Below are 15,646 nucleotides of genomic sequence, written 5' to 3' on the forward strand. Positions count from 1 at the left end.
TACTGCCATTAAATGACACTATGCAGCCGATCTACAATTCCTTCAAACTCGACACATCGGCGACTCCTGAAATATCAAAAACTCTTTCACCGTTCATGACTTCAGACACCCCGAAAAGATCTCGAAGGAGTGGACGCCAGAGACCGGAGGTACGACATTTGACAAAAGTTGCAGAAATGTATTCGCGATGAAAACCGCCATCAAGGTCAATTTTACAACACTCCGGAATTGCGTTTTAATTACGCACACAAAACCTTGGAGAGGGTTTCTCGCATGCACAACAGAAAGGGCGTTTCGGGCAAATGGAACCAATGAGGCTCGAAGGCGGCCGAGTTGCACCGGTGGCCGTTGTGGGTGCGTCATGCCGGTTGCCCGGTGGGGTGGACTCGCTGAGCGGATTATGGCGGCTGCTGAAGGAGGGCCGGGAGACTGTCGGGAGCGTTCCGAAGGAACGCTGGGACGTCGATGAGATAGCTGCGGGGCTTCCGGACGGAGTGGCGAGAAGGATTCGGCACGGCGGCTACCTGGAAGAAGATCTGGGAGCCTTCGATTGCGAGGCCTTCGGGGTCTCCCGCTCGGAGGCGAAGTGGCTGGATCCGCAGCATCGTTTGTTACTGATGGTCTCCTGGGAAGCGATCGAGAACGCAGGAATCGCTTTGGATCGTCTTCGCGGCTCGCAGACCGGAGTGTTCGCAGGGATGTACACGCCCGACAACTACCTGCGTGGTCACCGCAGGCCGCAGGATTCCGAAGCCTACTGGTACTCCGGTGGAATCCACGGGGTAGGTGTGGGTCGAGTTTCCTATCTCTTGGACTTTCACGGTCCTTCCCTCGCGGTGGACACGGCTTGCTCGTCGTCGCTTGTCGCGGTGCATCTGGCCTGCCAGGCGCTGCGGGCGGGCGAGTGTCGGGCAGCGCTGGCCGCAGGGGTTTCGGCGGGACTGGGGCCGGAGGTGATGGTTGCCGCTTCCCGATGGGACATGCTTTCCCCCTCTGGACGCTGTCACCCGTTCAGTTCGGACGCCGACGGCTACCTGCGGGCCGAGGGTTGTGGCGTGGTCGTCTTGAAGCTCTTGGAGGACGCGCTTCGGGACGGGGACCGAGTCCTGGCGGTACTGCGGGGGTCGGCCGTCAATCAGGATGGCCAGTCGGTGCGGCTGACCGCGCCTTCCTCCGAGGCCCAGGCCGCCGTGTTCACCGAGGCCCTGCGCGTCTCCGGAGTGGACCCGATGCAGGTCGGCATGATCGAGGCTCACGGTGCAGGAACACCGGTCGGTGATCCGCTGGAGTTCGCCGCGACGGACAATGTCTACGGCATCGGCCCGCAGCCATGTGCACTGGGGTCGATCAAGAGCAACATCGGTCATACCGAACCGGCCTCCGGAGTGGTGGGGCTTCTGAAGGTGATCGCCAGTGTGCGGCACGGGCAGGTGCCCGCGACGTTGCACTTCAAGGACTGGAATCCGCAGATCGACGCGTCGGGTTCCCGGTTGTTCGTTCCGACCTCGTTGCAGCCCTGGCCCGTTGTCGGAGGACCGCGTATCGCGGCGGTGTCCTCCTACGGGGTAGGCGGGACCAACGCCCACGTGATCGTCGAGCAGGCTCCCAATCGTGTGTCCGCTGCCAGGGAGGTCGATGCCTCCCAGGAGACCGGCCGATGGACGTTTTTGTTCAGTGCCGGCTCCGAACCGGCGCTCAAGCGCACCGTGGAGCGCATCGCCGGATGGTTGGAGTCGGACGGTCGTGCCACGCCCTTGACCGATGTCGCCCACACGTTGGCGGTGCGCCGCTCTCACGGTCCCAGCAGGGCGGCCGTGGTCGCGGAGTCGAGGGCGCAGCTCGTCTCGCGGCTCCGTGCCTGTGCGGCGGGGGAGGCGGAGGCGGGTATCGCCGTGGGCACGGTGGTGCCGACCGGGCCCGGGCCGGTGTTCGTGTTCTCCGGCCATGGCTCGCAGTGGGCGGGCATGACCCAGCGACTTCTCGACCGGGATCCTGCCTTCACGGCCGTCGTCGACGAGCTGGAGCCGCTCATCCTTGACGAGGGTGGGTTCTCTCTGCGACAGGTTCTCTCGGCCTCCACATTGGCCACGAGCGTGGGGGTTGTGCAGCCCGTGTTGTTCGCGGTGCAGCTGGGACTCACTGCGATGTGGAAGGCAGCAGGCGTGGAACCGAGCGCCGTGATCGGTCACTCCATGGGTGAGGTGGCCGCCGCCGTCGTCAGTGGAGCACTCGGCCTCGACGACGGTGTGAAGGTCATCTGCCGCCGTGCGCGGCTTTTGACCCGGGTGCGGGGAGGCGCGATGGCAGCGGCGCGCGTTCCGGCCGCCGAGGTCGAGTCCATTCTCATCGCCGAGGCTGCCGACTCTGTCGAGATCGCCGTCGTCGCCGCTCCGGACAACACCGTGATCTCTGGCGATGCCCTGCAGGTGGACGCGATCGTGAAGCGATGGGAGCATGCCGGGATTCCGGTGGCTCGGGTGCAGGTGGACGTGGCGTCCCACTCCCCGCAGATGGATCCCATCCTTGACGAGCTTCGTGCGGTGCTGGCGGACATCCGCCCGCTCGAACCCCGCTGCCGCTTCTACTCGACGGTGACCGACGATCCGCGGGCCGAGGCGGTTCTCGGGGCGGACTACTGGGTCGCCAACCAGCGGCGGCGCGTCAGGTTCTCCGCAGCCGTGGAGGCCGCGGCGGCAGACGGCCACACGCAGTTCGTGGAGATCAGCGCTCACCCCTTCCTCACCCGTGCCATACCGGCCACTCTGGGTGCGGGGCAGGCAGCCGTGGTGCCCAGCCTCCTCCGCGACGGCGACGAGCTCTTGGACTTCGCCACCCATGTCGGTGCCGCGCATACCGTCGGAATCCCGGTGCCGTGGGAGAGCCTCTACGCCACCGGGAAACTCGCCGACGTCCCCGGCACCAGCTGGACCATGGAACACCACTGGGTCGCCCCCAGTAACCTCGTGGCGCACCAGAGCGTCGACGAGGCGGACGCCCACGGTGGTCACCCCCTCTTGGGCGCGGCGGTGAGCGATCCCGACCGCGCCGGCCGCAAACTCTGGCAGGCCCAGTTGACTCACCAGCTGACCTCATGGCTCGCCGAGCACAAAGCCGGTGGCATGTCGGTCATGCCCGGCGCGGCCTGGTGCGAAATGGCCCTCGCCGCGGCCGCCCAGACCCTTGCCCCCTCCGCAGGCGGCGTCCGTGTGCAGGATGTGAGCTTCGACTCTCTGCTCGTCCTGACTCCGGACCGGCCACCACATCTGCACGCGCAGACAGTCCTCGATCACTCCAGCGCGGCGTTCGAAGTCGCTTCTCAGGGCGGGGAAGGCAAGGAGGTGCACAGCCGCGCCGTTCTGGCTCCGGCCGCGGAACTCCCTCCACCCATGCCCCTGGACACATCCGAGCTCGACCGGAGGTTCCCGGTGGTCCTCGACGTCGAGGAACTTCGTCGGGCCTGGCGGACCACCTGCTCGGTGTCCTTCGGCCCTGCCTTTCGCGCCATACGCTCCCTTGCGCTGCAGGACGGCCCGGCCGCTCCGGATGCTCTCGCCTGCCTGACACTTCCGGACTCCGTACGCGCCGACACCGCCCGGTTCGCCTGGCATCCAGTCCTGCTCGACGGCTGCCTGCAGTCACTGCTGGCCCTGTGGACCTCTCTCGCCGACCTCCCCGAAGGACGAGCGTTGCCGCAAGGTATCGGGGAGTTGCAGACCTACGGCGACACCTCCAGGGGCACCTACGCTCTCGTGAAGGCTCACAGCGTCGACAGTCGGCAGGTGATCGGATCGATCCACCTCTACGACCCCGAGGGCCTGGTCGTCGCACGCGCAGAGCGTGTTCGGTTCACGCACGTCCCCACACACACCACCCCCGCAAGCCGTCTGAAGAAGTACCTCAACGGTGTGCGCTGGGAGGCCCGGCCGCTCGAAGCCGCGTCACGCTCCGGCACCCAGTGGCTTGTGCTGACGGAGGGCGAGCCACCTGCATGGCACCGGGAACTCCTTGACGATCTCGCCCGGCAGAGCACCGTGAGCCAACTTCCCGTCTCGCTCGACACCGACTCGTCAAGCCTCGACGACACACTGACGCGTGCCCTCGCCGCCTCCCCGACTTTGACCGATGTCCTGATCATGCCGACGGCCACAGTGCGCACCGGCGGCATCCCAGAGACAGCGCGCCAGCGCGTCGCCCGCGCGCTCACGGTGATCGGCTGCCTGGCCCGGCACGATCGAGGCGTTCGTCCACGGATCCTGGCCTGCAACGGCCACAGCATCGCGCAAGCGCAGAACGTGGACCTGTCGCAGTCGGGCATCAGCGGTCTCCTGCGCGTCGCCGCCTACGAACATCCCGACCTCCGCCCGGCCCTCTGCGACACCGACACCCTCACACCGGTCGGAGACATCGTCCGGCAACTCCTCGCCGACGACCCCGAGGACCTGGTGGCATGGCGTGCCGGAACCCGTCACGTGGCCCGTCTCACCGCGACTCCGCTGACCCCGGCCGACATCCGTACGGCCCCGTGCCATCCGGCCGAAACGAGCCTCGTCGCCGATGGAAGCCGCCTGGAGCGTCTGCCCGAGACGCCGGCCGACGCGGACCTGCTACCCATCGTCGTCTCCGCGATCCGTCCCGGCGACCCGCACACCGCACTCGACACCGTCGCCGGCACGGCTCACGGCCCTGACGGGCAACCGCGCGTGGTCGCCACGTTCATGCCCCCCGGCCCGCCGCGCAGCCGCATCACCGCCGACCCGCAATGGACCGTGCACGTTCCCGGCATCACCGCCACGGCCGCAGCGGCATCGCTGCTTCCGTATCTGCACGCCCACCTCACCGTGCATCACCTCTCCCGCATCACACCCGATGAGCACGTGCTGCTGCTCGGCCCCCTCACACCCATCGCGACCGCGATACGCAACACCGCCGAGGCAGCAGGCGCGATCGTCGGTCACCAGCACTCGACGCGGACCGGCACCCGGATCCAGGACCCTGCCACAGGGTGGGACGTCGTGATCGATCTCCACACCGGATCAGGACCCTCGCTCCCAGACTCGCTGCGCCTTGCCGCGGGCGGCCGCTACCTCTCCGCCCCCGGCAGTACAGAACGGACGTTCCCGGCAGGAGCCAACACCCTTTCATGCCGTCCGGACGTCGCCGCGTTCACGCAACGTGATCCCGCAGGGGCGATGGAAGCTCTCGTCCGGATCGCCGCAGCCCTCACCGAAGGAAGACTGCCACTCCTGCCCCACAGGGTCGCCGAGATCCCCGAAGACCTCGACACCACAGATCCACACGACAACCTCGTCCTGCGCTGGCCCGACCGACCACTACCGGCAGCCCTGCCCGTCGACCCGGCCACGCTCGTCCGCCACGACGGCGCGTACCTCGTCACAGGCGGCCTGGGCGGGCTCGGATTGGAAATCGCCCGCTGGCTCGCCCGCCGCGGCGCAGGCACCGTCATCCTCAACAGCCGCTCCCATCCGACACCGGAAGCCACCGCACTCATCGAGGCCCTGCGACGCGACGGCTGCGCCGTCGAGGCGATCCCTGCGGACCTGGCCGAGCCAGGCACCGCCGAATCGCTCTGCGCCGCAGCCGAACACCATGGCCATACTCTGCGCGGCATCATCCACGCCGCCGCCGTCGTCGAAGACGCAGCCATCGTCAACACCAGCCCCGATCTACTTCAGCGCGTCTGGCACCCCAAGGCAACCGGCGCCTGGCTCCTGCACCAGGCGAGCAGAGCCCACGAGCTCGACTGGTTCGTCGCCTTCTCCTCCTTCGTCCCGCAGGCCGGCTCCCCGGGCCAGAGCGCCTACGCGGCGGCTTCCGCATGGCTCGACGAACTCGTCGCCCACAGAGCATCCACGGGACTGCCGGCACTTGGCATCAACTGGGGGGCCTGGGCCGAGGTCGGCATCGGCGCCCGCACGATCGGTGCCCGCGGATTCGACACGATCCCCCTGCACGACGCTTTCGAAGGGCTCGAATTGCTCCTCGGGCACAACCGCCCCCACAACGGCTTCGTCAGCATCGACCTGGCGCGATGGCTGGAGCCCTACCCCGACACCGCCGCCCTGCCCTTCTATTCCAGCCTGCTCACCCGAAGCGAACACCGGACGACGGCCGAAGGCCGCGACCCCCGGGTGGAAGCCATCCTGACGGCACCCCCGAACTTCCGCTCCGGCCCGCTCACCGAGTACCTCCTCCACCAAGCAGCCGAAGTGCTGCAATGCAGCCCCGACCGCCTCACACCCCACACCTCCTTCACCGCACTCGGCATGGACTCCATGAGCACCGTCCAGCTGCGCAACCGACTGCAGGCCGCGTTCGAGATCACCATCCCCCGAGTGATCCTGTGGACCAAACCCACCGTGACCGCCCTGCGCAGCTACCTCCTGGAACACCTGCCTACCGGCAACCGCGCCGCCCCCGACCCGACAGAACGGACAACCTGACCCCACCCCACGCCCACGAAAGAGCCCCCCATGACAACACGGGAAGCACTACTCGAAGGCGGCCCTGCCGACATCCCCCACCGCCACACCATCAGCGACGACGACCCCGATCGCATACGCGTACGACGCCTCGCCGGCTACGAGCACTACGAGTTCACCGGCACCTACCGCACGCAGGGACCCGAGCACCTGCCGGTCTACCGCTGGATCTACAGCACCCGCATCGCCGAGTAACAACCCGACCCACACCGAGAACCGCACGACCGACACGCGAGACCCCGACACCACAACGGAACCGGGGTCTCGCACCCCCACCACGCACCTCGCTCAACCTGCCCGCCACAAGCAGCCTCCGGAACAAAGCGGGCCTCGGCGTGACTGCACCGGCGCGCTTGACCACGCCCTCCCTGCCCGCCACCGCAAGGCCACCCACACCCGGCCCCGCCGACCCGCGCACCGACCAGCGACCACGGCCGGCCCGCGCCACCACCCGGGGCGGCCATCCCGGGCGCGGGTGGTCACGGACCCTGGTGCGGAGAAGGGTCCGCCGGGCGGAACGGGAGCGGGACGGCCGGATGCCAGGAGGGCGGGGCGTGGGTGAACACCGCGGTCACGCCGGTGAGTTCGAAAAGCCGGGCCAGGAGTGGTGGGAGCGTGCCGGCCAGGACCGGTCGGGGCCGTATGTCCAGCAGGGCGTTGAGGAAGGAACAGTCGGCGAAGGTGACGGCCGATACGTCCAGGACCAGGCCGTCGCCGCCTTCGGCGAGGGCGGCCTTGAGGACGGGTACCGCGTCGATGTCGAAGTCACCCGACAGTCGGGCCCAGACCGTCCCGTCCGGCCGCCGGCCGGGTTCGACCTCGACCCACGCGTACGCCTGTGGGGACGGGAACAGACCGGCACTCACCGGCATCGGAACTCCACGCATCGTGCCTGCCATCCCCGTCGAAGAAGGCCCTCCCCTCCCGCGAGCGACAGGAGGGAAGCACACGGCCACGACGGCCATGTGAATCGAGGAAGTCCGGGCCCGGGACACCCCCACCCACGCGAAGAGGAGGGGACGCTGCAGCACGGGTCACACCAACGGCACTCCCCGGAGCCTAGCCACACAGCGAAACGTCCACCCCGCCGACACCCGGCCCACCACACCCACGAGCGACCCCGAAACCTTCTATATCAGGTGAAAACGTCCTGGCATACCCGCCCGGCAAAGCCGCTGTTCCGTCAGACGAGACGGAGCACCGCGGTGACGGTCTTGCCTTCGGGACCGGTCTCGACACCGACGTGCTCGGAAAGACGCGTGACGAGCGGCCACCCGAAACCACCCGGCCGATCCGGGCCGCCCTCACGCAGGATGGGAAGGTCCGGGTTCGCGTCGGTCACGGACAGCCGAAGGACGTCACCGTCGACCCGGGCGTGGAAGGCCCGGATACCGCCGCCGTGCCGGACCGCATTGGTCGCCAACTCCGAAGCCACCAACATCACATCCGCGGCGACCACCGTGTCCAGATCGATCCCTGCGGCCACCAGCACCTCACCCACACGCCGCCGCGCCCCGGCCGCTGTCACCGCCACCAGTCCCACCCCCCCACCGTGAAATCGACCCCGACCGCGGCTGGCCGCACCGGACGTTCTGGAGCCCGACCCTCGCCCGGGCACGCCCGACCCACACCCGAACCGCCTGCCCGAGACCCCCGACGCCACACCCCACCCGGACTCAGGACCGGGACGGAAGAACCCGGGCGCAGGAGGAGGGAGTGAGGGGGGTGGGGCGGTCCCGGTGGCTCTTCTTCTTGAACCGCGGGTAGCCGACCTTGCGCCCGGCTCGGAGGCGACGGAGGGAGTCGAGCCAGCTATTCCACGCCCGGTCCGCGTCGATGAACGCCGGCTGGAAGGCGTGGGTGTCGACCTCGTGCCACCACGGACACGGCCGCTCCGGGCCGAACGCCCCCTCCGGTAGCCGCCCGTCGCCCCGGGAGTCGCCCTTGAGCTCGTTGAGGTGCTTCCGGATCTGCGGCTTCGACTGGACGGGGACCTTCGCCCGCCGCCGCGCCTCCGCTTCCTCAACGCCCTCGACCCCGCTTTCCACAGCCGCCGCCTGTACGGCGCTGCTTCGGCTCATGCCGGACCTGCACAAGCGAGCGTCCCGACGACGCTGCTCCCGCTGATCACGGGCTCTGCGGAACGGCGCACGCGCGGCTCTGAGCCCCTCACCCGGGCCCGGCCGTCACTGAGGATTCACGCCCCGCGCACGGGGCTCTCACGGCTGTACAGCAGCGTTCCGGGGCAGCCGGCTCGGCAATGGTCCCCGCGGGCGAGTGCAGGTCCTGTCCGGCCGGAGTGGCGAGGGTCGTGTCGAGCCGGCCTGTGGTGGTGGCCCCCGCTGATCGAGACCTGCCTCCTGCCCCGGCTATCGCGGGGAAGGAGGTGTCGGCGGCGAAGGGAGGCTTGCCCACGGGGTCTGACCAGCCACGACGTCCATGATCGAAAAAGTGGGGGTCCCACTCACGGTCACACCCTCGGTCCCCCGCCTCATCCCCCGTGCAAGCAACCCTCCAGCCCCCTCACGGTGCAACCCTCCCGACCGCCGATGCCGGGCCGGGAAGCCGCGGGTGCGCCGGGACACGCTAGTTGTCACCTGGACACGGTTTCTGTCACCGCGAGCGCCAGCAAGGGGCGAGCAGAAAACCCCGGCCTCCACTCCTCCGCCCGGCTACTGTGCTGCTGGCAGATCGTCCGACCGACGAGGAGGCTGAGTCGTGCTGACCACTACGCATCCCCCGTAGGTACCTCTGGAAAGCCCAGAGGGCCCTACGGAGGCTCTCGATGTCCCGAACCGTACGCACGACTCCCAGGCGACTCCGCGTCCAAGACGACGCTTCGGAGTCCATGTCCCTGTACGACCTGCGCTACACGCACTGTGAACTGGACCAGGCCGCCCGCGAAGGCCGTCGCCCTGTCCCGACGAAGACACTGCGCCAGATCACCTCCTGGCAGCGGATGGTGCTCGACTGCAGAGAAGGCTCGTTCTCGACCGAGATCGCCACAGCTGAACGCCGGGCTCGGCTCCAGGGTCGACTCGAGGCTCAGCGGATCCGCGGACTGCACCACTCCGGCCACGACCTTGACGGCGCAGATATCCCTCCGGTACGCCACCGTCACGACGGGCTCTGGAACGCTTGGTAGACACGACGCCCAGACTGACCGGCATGGGCGAGCACAAAAGTGTCTACGGCAGGTCGGCCAAGGGGCTTGCGCCTTCCTGTCCTCATACGTGATCGCTCATCGCCACCAGGCTGCCCACGAAACTGCGGTCAGAGCCAATTTCAGAGATCGCCATCAAGCGCAGGCCCGCAGCTCCCTCGGCTCCGCCAACGGCCCACTGCTTCCCACCTGGTAGAGCCCCAGCAGCCGGCCCCCGGCCACCAGCCGGCCGCACAACGCGCAGGACCGGCCGGTGAGCTGGTAGGCGGTGAGGCGGGCCAGGTGCTCCGGAGCGAGGCGGGGCGGCTCGGGACGGGGGCCGGTGACGGCCAGGAGAGCCCCGTGCAGCTCGGACGTGGGAGTCAGGGGCCGGCGCTGCGAGCAGAGCCAGTACGGGCCGGGCGGAGTGTGCCGGACTTCGGCGGGGGTCGTGATGTAGGTGGACTCCCCGAACGTCTCCGCCTGCGGGGGCCATTGGTGGTCGGCGGTGGTCCGGGCAGGGACCAGGAACGTCATCACCCCGCCTTCGACGATGATGGGGCCGCACTGGTCGCGGAGGTGATCACGGACCTCTGCGCCGAGGGAGCGGGGCATACGGACGGCGTCCCAGGTCCGGCCGGCGGGGGTCAAAGTGCTGCTCGGGTCGGTGCGCTCGGCCACGGGTGCCCCTTCGTGCTCGTCACGATCGTGCCGCGATGATCCCGCCGCCCCCGGGGCGGTCCCAGGGACGGAACGTCCCACTTTCCGGCCCTACTTCGCGGGCTGCGCAGTCGGCCGTCAGGTTTGCGAACCAGGCGGCGCCGCACACTCGTTGGGTTGCTCGTGCTGGCGGGTGTGCGGCTGTGTTCGATCTGGGTGTCACCGGTGAACGTGCGGGCGACCACCGGGATCAGGGGGTGCCATCCGCACTCTCCCTACGATCCCGGTCGAGGGAACGCCGAAACTCACGGAAGGCAGATATCAGGTCCGGGAGTTGGCGCAGGATCGAGGCGGCAAATGTGATCAGAAGCCCTACGAGCCCAAAGGTAGAAATGATCACGCTGGTGGCGGCATCCATGGGAAAGAGCATGGGTCCGGCCTCTGACCAGTGCAAACAGACAGCGCGACAAGATCCACATCTGCAATTCGGGAGATTCCCGATCAATCGGATATCAGACCCTGTTGAGCGCTACCCGCCTTGACCAGCAGGTCTCTTCAGGCAACTACACCATACGCCCACGGGCGAATGACATAAGGGCCGCGACCCTACTTTCTTAAACATCGTTCCATCTTCGACTCAAATCATTCCCTGCTTGACTGAAATAGCCCTCTTTCAAAGAATGAGACGAGAAAAGTGCCTAGATGATGCCGAGGAACGCGGCGAGGCCGCGCAGGCCCGGCGGGCGGCGGGGGCCCGCCCACAGGTCGGCGACGATGGCGACCGCGAGGGTGTGATGGCGCATCCACCCCGGGGCGACCCTCCGCAGCCGCTCAAGGGCTCGTACCGCTCCCTCGGCGTCCCCGATGTCCGTGTGCGCGCGGGCCACATCGAGGAGCAGCCAGGTGCGCCACGACGGCGGGACCGACCCGCTCAGCCGCAGGCCCCGCGCGAGCGACAACGCTTCTTCGGGGCGTTCGTGCTGCACGGCCAGGCGGACGCGCTCGATACGGACCGAGGACGGCGAGAACACCGACACCAACCGAGGGTCGGTCGGCGGTGGGAGCTTGGCGAGGCGGGCCGCGGCCTTCTCCGCCGTGCCCATCATCTCCTTGGCCGTGGCGTAGTCGTCGCTGCGGGCGTAGGACGTGGCGGCGGACATGACCAGGCCGCCCCACACGCGTAGGCCCTCCGCGCTCCGGCCGTGCTCGCGCTCCACCACATCCGCCGCGTGCACCGCCAGCTCCCGGGCGTCGTCCAAGCGGGCTTGGCGCTGGTAGGCCCATGCCACGGAGGTGGAGACCATTCCGGGCAGGAGGGGGTCCGAGGACTCCCCCGCCGCCGCGTAGGCGCGCTCCAGAGCGCTCAGGGCGAGGTCGGTCTTGCCGAGGCGGATCGCCAGGTGGCCCGCAAGCTGGAGAGCCTTGCCGAGGGCGGCTTGCCCGGCCGCGCGCTGGTCGGCCGTCCCGGCGGCGGCCAGCAGACGGGTATCCGCGACGATCCCCGGCAGGACCTCCATCAGCCGACCGAACGCGGCATCGTGGTAGAGCGTCCACGCGTCCGCCAACTCCGCGCGCACCAGAGGCAGGGACAAGAGCTCGGCGGCGGCCGGCTCCGCCGGCGGCACCCACAGCGGGGGCATGATCGCCCTACGGACCGCCACGAGCTGCGGAGGCTCAGCGTCCCCGCTGGACGGGACCGCAGGGGGATCCCCGAGGAGGGCCGTCAGCTCCACCCCCAGACCACCCGCCAGGGAATGCAGGGTGGGAAGCCGGGCGGAGTGCTTGCGCCGCTGCTCCAACTTGCGGATCACATCGGCGCTTACACCGGACTTCTCCGCCAGGCCCTCTTGAGTCAGCGCCGCAGCCGGCCCAGCCGCTCCCCCACATGCTCCGCACCCATACCCCCGAACCTAGCCCCGAGCAGGCCCGCTTGGGGACGGACCAGCACACCCGCCCTACCCGACCCCACCCCCGCCCCCGCAGGCCCCGGCGGCCCGGCCCGGCCCGGCCCGGCCCGGGGCCGGGCCGGGCGGGTGAGACAGCCGGCCGGGGCACGGTGGTCTCCTACGGGCCGGTAGAACGTGTCCGGCGGGTCACACGGCCGACTTCACCCTCAGCAACCTTCCAGGACACCCTTTACTGCGTCATGGAAGTCGTGCCGCAGCGACCTGATCTGATTCCACCAGCGCTCTCGGTCTTCCAGTGAGGGAGATCTTCCCAACTGGAAGGTAACGGCCGGTACCCGGCACGCCACGAGAATTCTGACCGCCAGGTGGTAAATCTCTTCAGGCCCTACCGCTTCGATAGAGTGCACACTCTCGTGAACCTCATCAAAAGCGGACAGAACATCTTCAACAATAGGATCGGGAGCCAAGAGGGTTCGCCGAAACTGCGCCAACGAGTTCTGCAGAAGCCTGTACTCGGCACGACGCGCTTCAGCCAGCCAACGCGCGCGCTCCGCCTCCTCCTGCTTGCGCACAAGTTCCATGGCATTGCGGTGGCCGGCCTCTGCCGCTTCCAATACGTTGCGGTGGTTGGCAGCGGCGACCTCCAAAGCAGTCCGGTGGGACGCCTCGACCTGACGTAGGGCGGTGTGCATCTGCCAGCGGCCCAAGAGCACGCTCACGGGGATCCCTGCGAGGGCCAGGATTGCGGCAACGCCCGTTGCATCCATGACAAGAATCATCGCTGATGCGATCCGTCCTCATGTGCAGTTGCCGGAACACCCCCTGTTTCGATTGCCGCGCCTACGCCTTGGCCGCTGGGTAAGCCCATGCCGGAGAGTCCGAGCGCCTGATCCGCCGGACAGACCCTAGGCGGTCAGAAAGTCGCCCACCCGCTCGATCACCTGCGCCTGCCACGCCTGCGACTGCGGATCGGCGTACCCGGGATCTTCGTGCACCGCGAAACCATGCTGCGCCCCCGCAAGCTCCAGGACTTCGACCGGGCCGCACACGACTCGGGCGTAGCGGCGGGTGGATTCGATGTCCACGAAGGTGTCCTTCGTGCCGTGGACGAACAACGTCGGGGCGCGGACCGCGGACAGGTACCGGTCCGGGTCGAGGAACAGCGCTTCGTTGTGCAGGGCGCGGCCCAGCTCGAACGGGCTGCGCTCCGTCCAGCCGCGGCCGTCGAGGTCGGCCGCGGCGGCCTCGGTGATGTACTCGCCGTCGTCGTAGTACGGGCGAGAGGTGATGTACCGCTCCCGGTAGTCCAACCTGGGGTTGAGGAGGACCAGGCGGCCCACGTCGTCCGGCCGGTACGCCGCATGCAGGGCCGCCGCCCCACCGGAGAACGACGCGGCGATCACGTGGACGGGACCGGCCGGGCCCGCCGAACCCCGCGCGCAATCCGACGCCGCACGGATGTCCGTCGCCACACCCGCGATCGTGATGTCCTCCGGACGCCCACCACTGCGCCCGTGCCCTCGGAGGTCGAACCGCAGCGTCCAGAGCCCGCGGGCGGCGAGGTCGTCCGCAAGGCGCCGGAAGAAGCCGCCCTCCTCGCGGGTGACACCGGCCCCGTGGACCAGGACCACGGCACCCGTCACCCACCCCGAGGGGATCGTGGCCGTGCCCGACAGAGACGTACCGTCCAGCGACCGGAACCGCAGCTCTTCATCCGTCATGGGCAGATCTTAGGGACCCGGGTACCCACCGCGACAGAACACCCCGGCCGCCGGGGTCCGCGGCCGGGTGTCCTGTAACAGCGAACCTTGACCGATTGCCACTGAAGGTGGACCACCGCACGGTTCGTGCCATCGAAGCTTGACCGGCCTGGTCAGGACGCCGCTGAGCGGTGTCAGACCCCTACTGGATAATCTGGCCATGCTGATTGCGACCAACGAGCGCGGCCACGTGACGAAGCGTCCGTCCAAGCCCGCCATCGGGACGATGCTGGCCAACCTGCGGCGGGGGAACGCCCACATGGTCCTGGAACGGGTGGACGAGGGACGGCCCGGTAGTTGGTACATCCAGGTCCTGCTGCGAGAGAACAACACCTACCAGCTGGAATACCGAGACGGCGTGGCTGAGCTGCACTACCAGACGCAGACGATCTCCCAGGAGAAGGTCCTTGGGGCGCTGCTCGGCTGGGTAGGAGCGAAGTCGGGCTGGCAGGACGGCTTCATGTGGAACAACATCGCGGAGCAGTTCGGCCCCAGCGAGCGTGAGACCCCAGAGCCGTCCGGCGGCGCGGAGTCGCCGACTGGTCCGGAACCGTCCTGACCAGGACGGTCAAGCTTCGATGGCACGAACCGTGCAGTGGTCCACCTTCAGTGGCAATCGGTCAAGGTTCGCCGTCACAGGACAACGGGACAGGCGGTCTTCGCCAACGATGGCGAGCATCCCCGCGAGGGGTCCGGCGAGGGCGCGGGCCCGCTCCGGATCCTGCGCCCGGATTCGCTGCCAGAGGGCGTGGGCGTTGCGGGCGGCATAGCGGAACGAGGCCCGCAGCAGGTGAACGGCCCGACCGGACCGCCGTCATCCGGCTGGTCGGCGAGTCCTCGCCGAGCAGAACGACGAATGGACCGATGCCCGCCGCTACATGGGCCGCGAACTCCTCGCCAAGACCCGCCTCCACCGGTCGACTCAGAAACCGACGTACCCGCCATCCCGACCGAACTCACCGCATAGCCTCAAACACGAGATCAACGAGTGGCCGTCGATACACCACTCCAGCGGACGTGACCGCAGGGAGCGGCCGGGGTGTGTTTGGCGGCCTCGGAGGGGGCTGCGAGACTGGCAGCATGGCGAAGAAGAAGCACCCGCAGCCGGCGGGGCCGGACGAAGAGCCGGTGAGCGCGGATCCGGCGGGTACGTACGAAGCGGGTGCGGGGCTTTCGCCTTCTGCTTCCGGGGAGTTGACGGACGCATCGGGGTGCCGGTGGACCAGGAAGCGGGGGCCGCTGGATGCGCGGCTGGTGAAGCGGCTGGTGCGCGGCGCCGACGAGATGATCCTCGGGGACGGTGCGGGCGAGGTGCTGCGGTCCGTCGCTCCGCAGGCGCGGGACGCGGAGTGGGAGCGGATCAAGGACCGGTTGGACTCGCCGGACCCCGGCACCTTCCAGGGGTACGAATTCACTGCCGAGGACGGTCGCACCCTGCTGTACGTCGAGGAATTCTGCTGAAGCTGAATGCGGCGGGGCCGGGGTCCGCAGCAGCGGACCCCTGTCCGCACGGCACGAGCCCAAGCTGTATGAGCCCGTAGGGGCGGCCCGGTGTACCGGGCCGCCCCTACGGCTTGTGCGGGTCGGTGGCGGGGGGGGGTGAAGGGGCCGCCCCCCGGGCGGGCGCGCGGCGTTAACGCCGGGGGGGGTGGGGGGGGAGGAGCGCCCCCACCCGGG

The 15,646-nt window shown here is 68.7% G+C and carries 12 protein-coding genes and 1 pseudogene; 6 read left to right on the forward strand and 7 right to left on the reverse strand.

Features of this window, described 5'->3' with window-relative positions; genetic code table 11:
- Positions 1-311: 311 nt before the first annotated feature.
- Together ABTZ17_RS13590 and ABTZ17_RS13595 are read left to right on the forward strand one after the other, a co-directional pair.
- Positions 312-6,461 (forward strand): SDR family oxidoreductase, encoded by a 6,150-nt coding sequence (locus tag ABTZ17_RS13590; RefSeq protein ID WP_352195744.1) that lies wholly within the window; start codon positions 312-314, stop codon positions 6,459-6,461.
- A 30-nt stretch (positions 6,462-6,491) separates the two neighbouring features.
- A complete protein-coding gene (locus ABTZ17_RS13595) occupies positions 6,492-6,695 on the forward strand; it encodes a DUF5988 family protein (protein WP_352195745.1) in 204 nt (67 codons plus the stop codon).
- 284 nt (positions 6,696-6,979) lie between these two features.
- Here the strand turns inward: ABTZ17_RS13595 and ABTZ17_RS13600 are convergent, their stop codons facing one another.
- The 3 genes from ABTZ17_RS13600 to ABTZ17_RS13610 all read right to left on the reverse strand — a co-directional run bounded on the left by ABTZ17_RS13600 (position 6,980) and on the right by ABTZ17_RS13610 (position 8,581).
- Positions 6,980-7,372, reverse strand: coding sequence for an STAS domain-containing protein (locus ABTZ17_RS13600; protein ID WP_352195746.1), 393 nt, complete (start codon positions 7,370-7,372; stop codon positions 6,980-6,982).
- A gap of 311 nt (positions 7,373-7,683) precedes the next feature.
- Positions 7,684-8,043 (reverse strand): ATP-binding protein, encoded by a 360-nt coding sequence (locus tag ABTZ17_RS13605; RefSeq protein WP_352195747.1) that lies wholly within the window; start codon positions 8,041-8,043, stop codon positions 7,684-7,686.
- 133 nt (positions 8,044-8,176) lie between these two features.
- On the reverse strand, positions 8,177-8,581 hold the full coding sequence (locus tag ABTZ17_RS13610) for a hypothetical protein (RefSeq protein ID WP_352195748.1): 405 nt from the start codon (positions 8,579-8,581) through the stop codon (positions 8,177-8,179).
- A 767-nt stretch (positions 8,582-9,348) separates the two neighbouring features.
- Between ABTZ17_RS13610 and ABTZ17_RS13615 the strand changes: the two genes are divergently transcribed.
- Entirely contained in the window at positions 9,349-9,645 is a 297-nt protein-coding gene (locus ABTZ17_RS13615) for a hypothetical protein (RefSeq protein ID WP_352195749.1), read from the forward strand.
- A gap of 153 nt (positions 9,646-9,798) precedes the next feature.
- Here the strand turns inward: ABTZ17_RS13615 and ABTZ17_RS13620 are convergent, their stop codons facing one another.
- The 4 genes from ABTZ17_RS13620 to ABTZ17_RS13635 all read right to left on the reverse strand — a co-directional run bounded on the left by ABTZ17_RS13620 (position 9,799) and on the right by ABTZ17_RS13635 (position 13,930).
- Positions 9,799-10,323, reverse strand: a complete 525-nt coding sequence (locus ABTZ17_RS13620) for a hypothetical protein (protein WP_352195750.1) — start codon at positions 10,321-10,323, stop codon at positions 9,799-9,801.
- Between the two features lie 677 nt (positions 10,324-11,000).
- Positions 11,001-12,113, reverse strand: coding sequence for a transcriptional regulator (locus tag ABTZ17_RS13625; protein ID WP_502994668.1), 1,113 nt, complete (start codon positions 12,111-12,113; stop codon positions 11,001-11,003).
- Positions 12,114-12,415: 302 nt separating this feature from the next.
- Positions 12,416-12,976, reverse strand: coding sequence for a hypothetical protein (locus ABTZ17_RS13630; protein ID WP_352195751.1), 561 nt, complete (start codon positions 12,974-12,976; stop codon positions 12,416-12,418).
- 138 nt (positions 12,977-13,114) lie between these two features.
- Entirely contained in the window at positions 13,115-13,930 is an 816-nt protein-coding gene (locus ABTZ17_RS13635) for an alpha/beta hydrolase (RefSeq protein WP_352195752.1), read from the reverse strand.
- Between the two features lie 199 nt (positions 13,931-14,129).
- Between ABTZ17_RS13635 and ABTZ17_RS13640 the strand changes: the two genes are divergently transcribed.
- The 3 genes and pseudogenes from ABTZ17_RS13640 to ABTZ17_RS13650 all read left to right on the forward strand — a co-directional run bounded on the left by ABTZ17_RS13640 (position 14,130) and on the right by ABTZ17_RS13650 (position 15,430).
- Positions 14,130-14,528, forward strand: coding sequence for a hypothetical protein (locus ABTZ17_RS13640; protein ID WP_352195753.1), 399 nt, complete (start codon positions 14,130-14,132; stop codon positions 14,526-14,528).
- Between the two features lie 239 nt (positions 14,529-14,767).
- Positions 14,768-14,936 (forward strand): annotated as a pseudogene (locus tag ABTZ17_RS13645) (IS256 family transposase); the annotation flags it as partial.
- 113 nt (positions 14,937-15,049) lie between these two features.
- Positions 15,050-15,430, forward strand: coding sequence for a hypothetical protein (locus tag ABTZ17_RS13650; RefSeq protein WP_352195754.1), 381 nt, complete (start codon positions 15,050-15,052; stop codon positions 15,428-15,430).
- Positions 15,431-15,646: the final 216 nt, after the last annotated feature.

It is taken from the genome of Streptomyces sp. NPDC097619 (assembly GCF_040302735.1).
GTDB lineage: Bacteria > Actinomycetota > Actinomycetes > Streptomycetales > Streptomycetaceae > Streptomyces.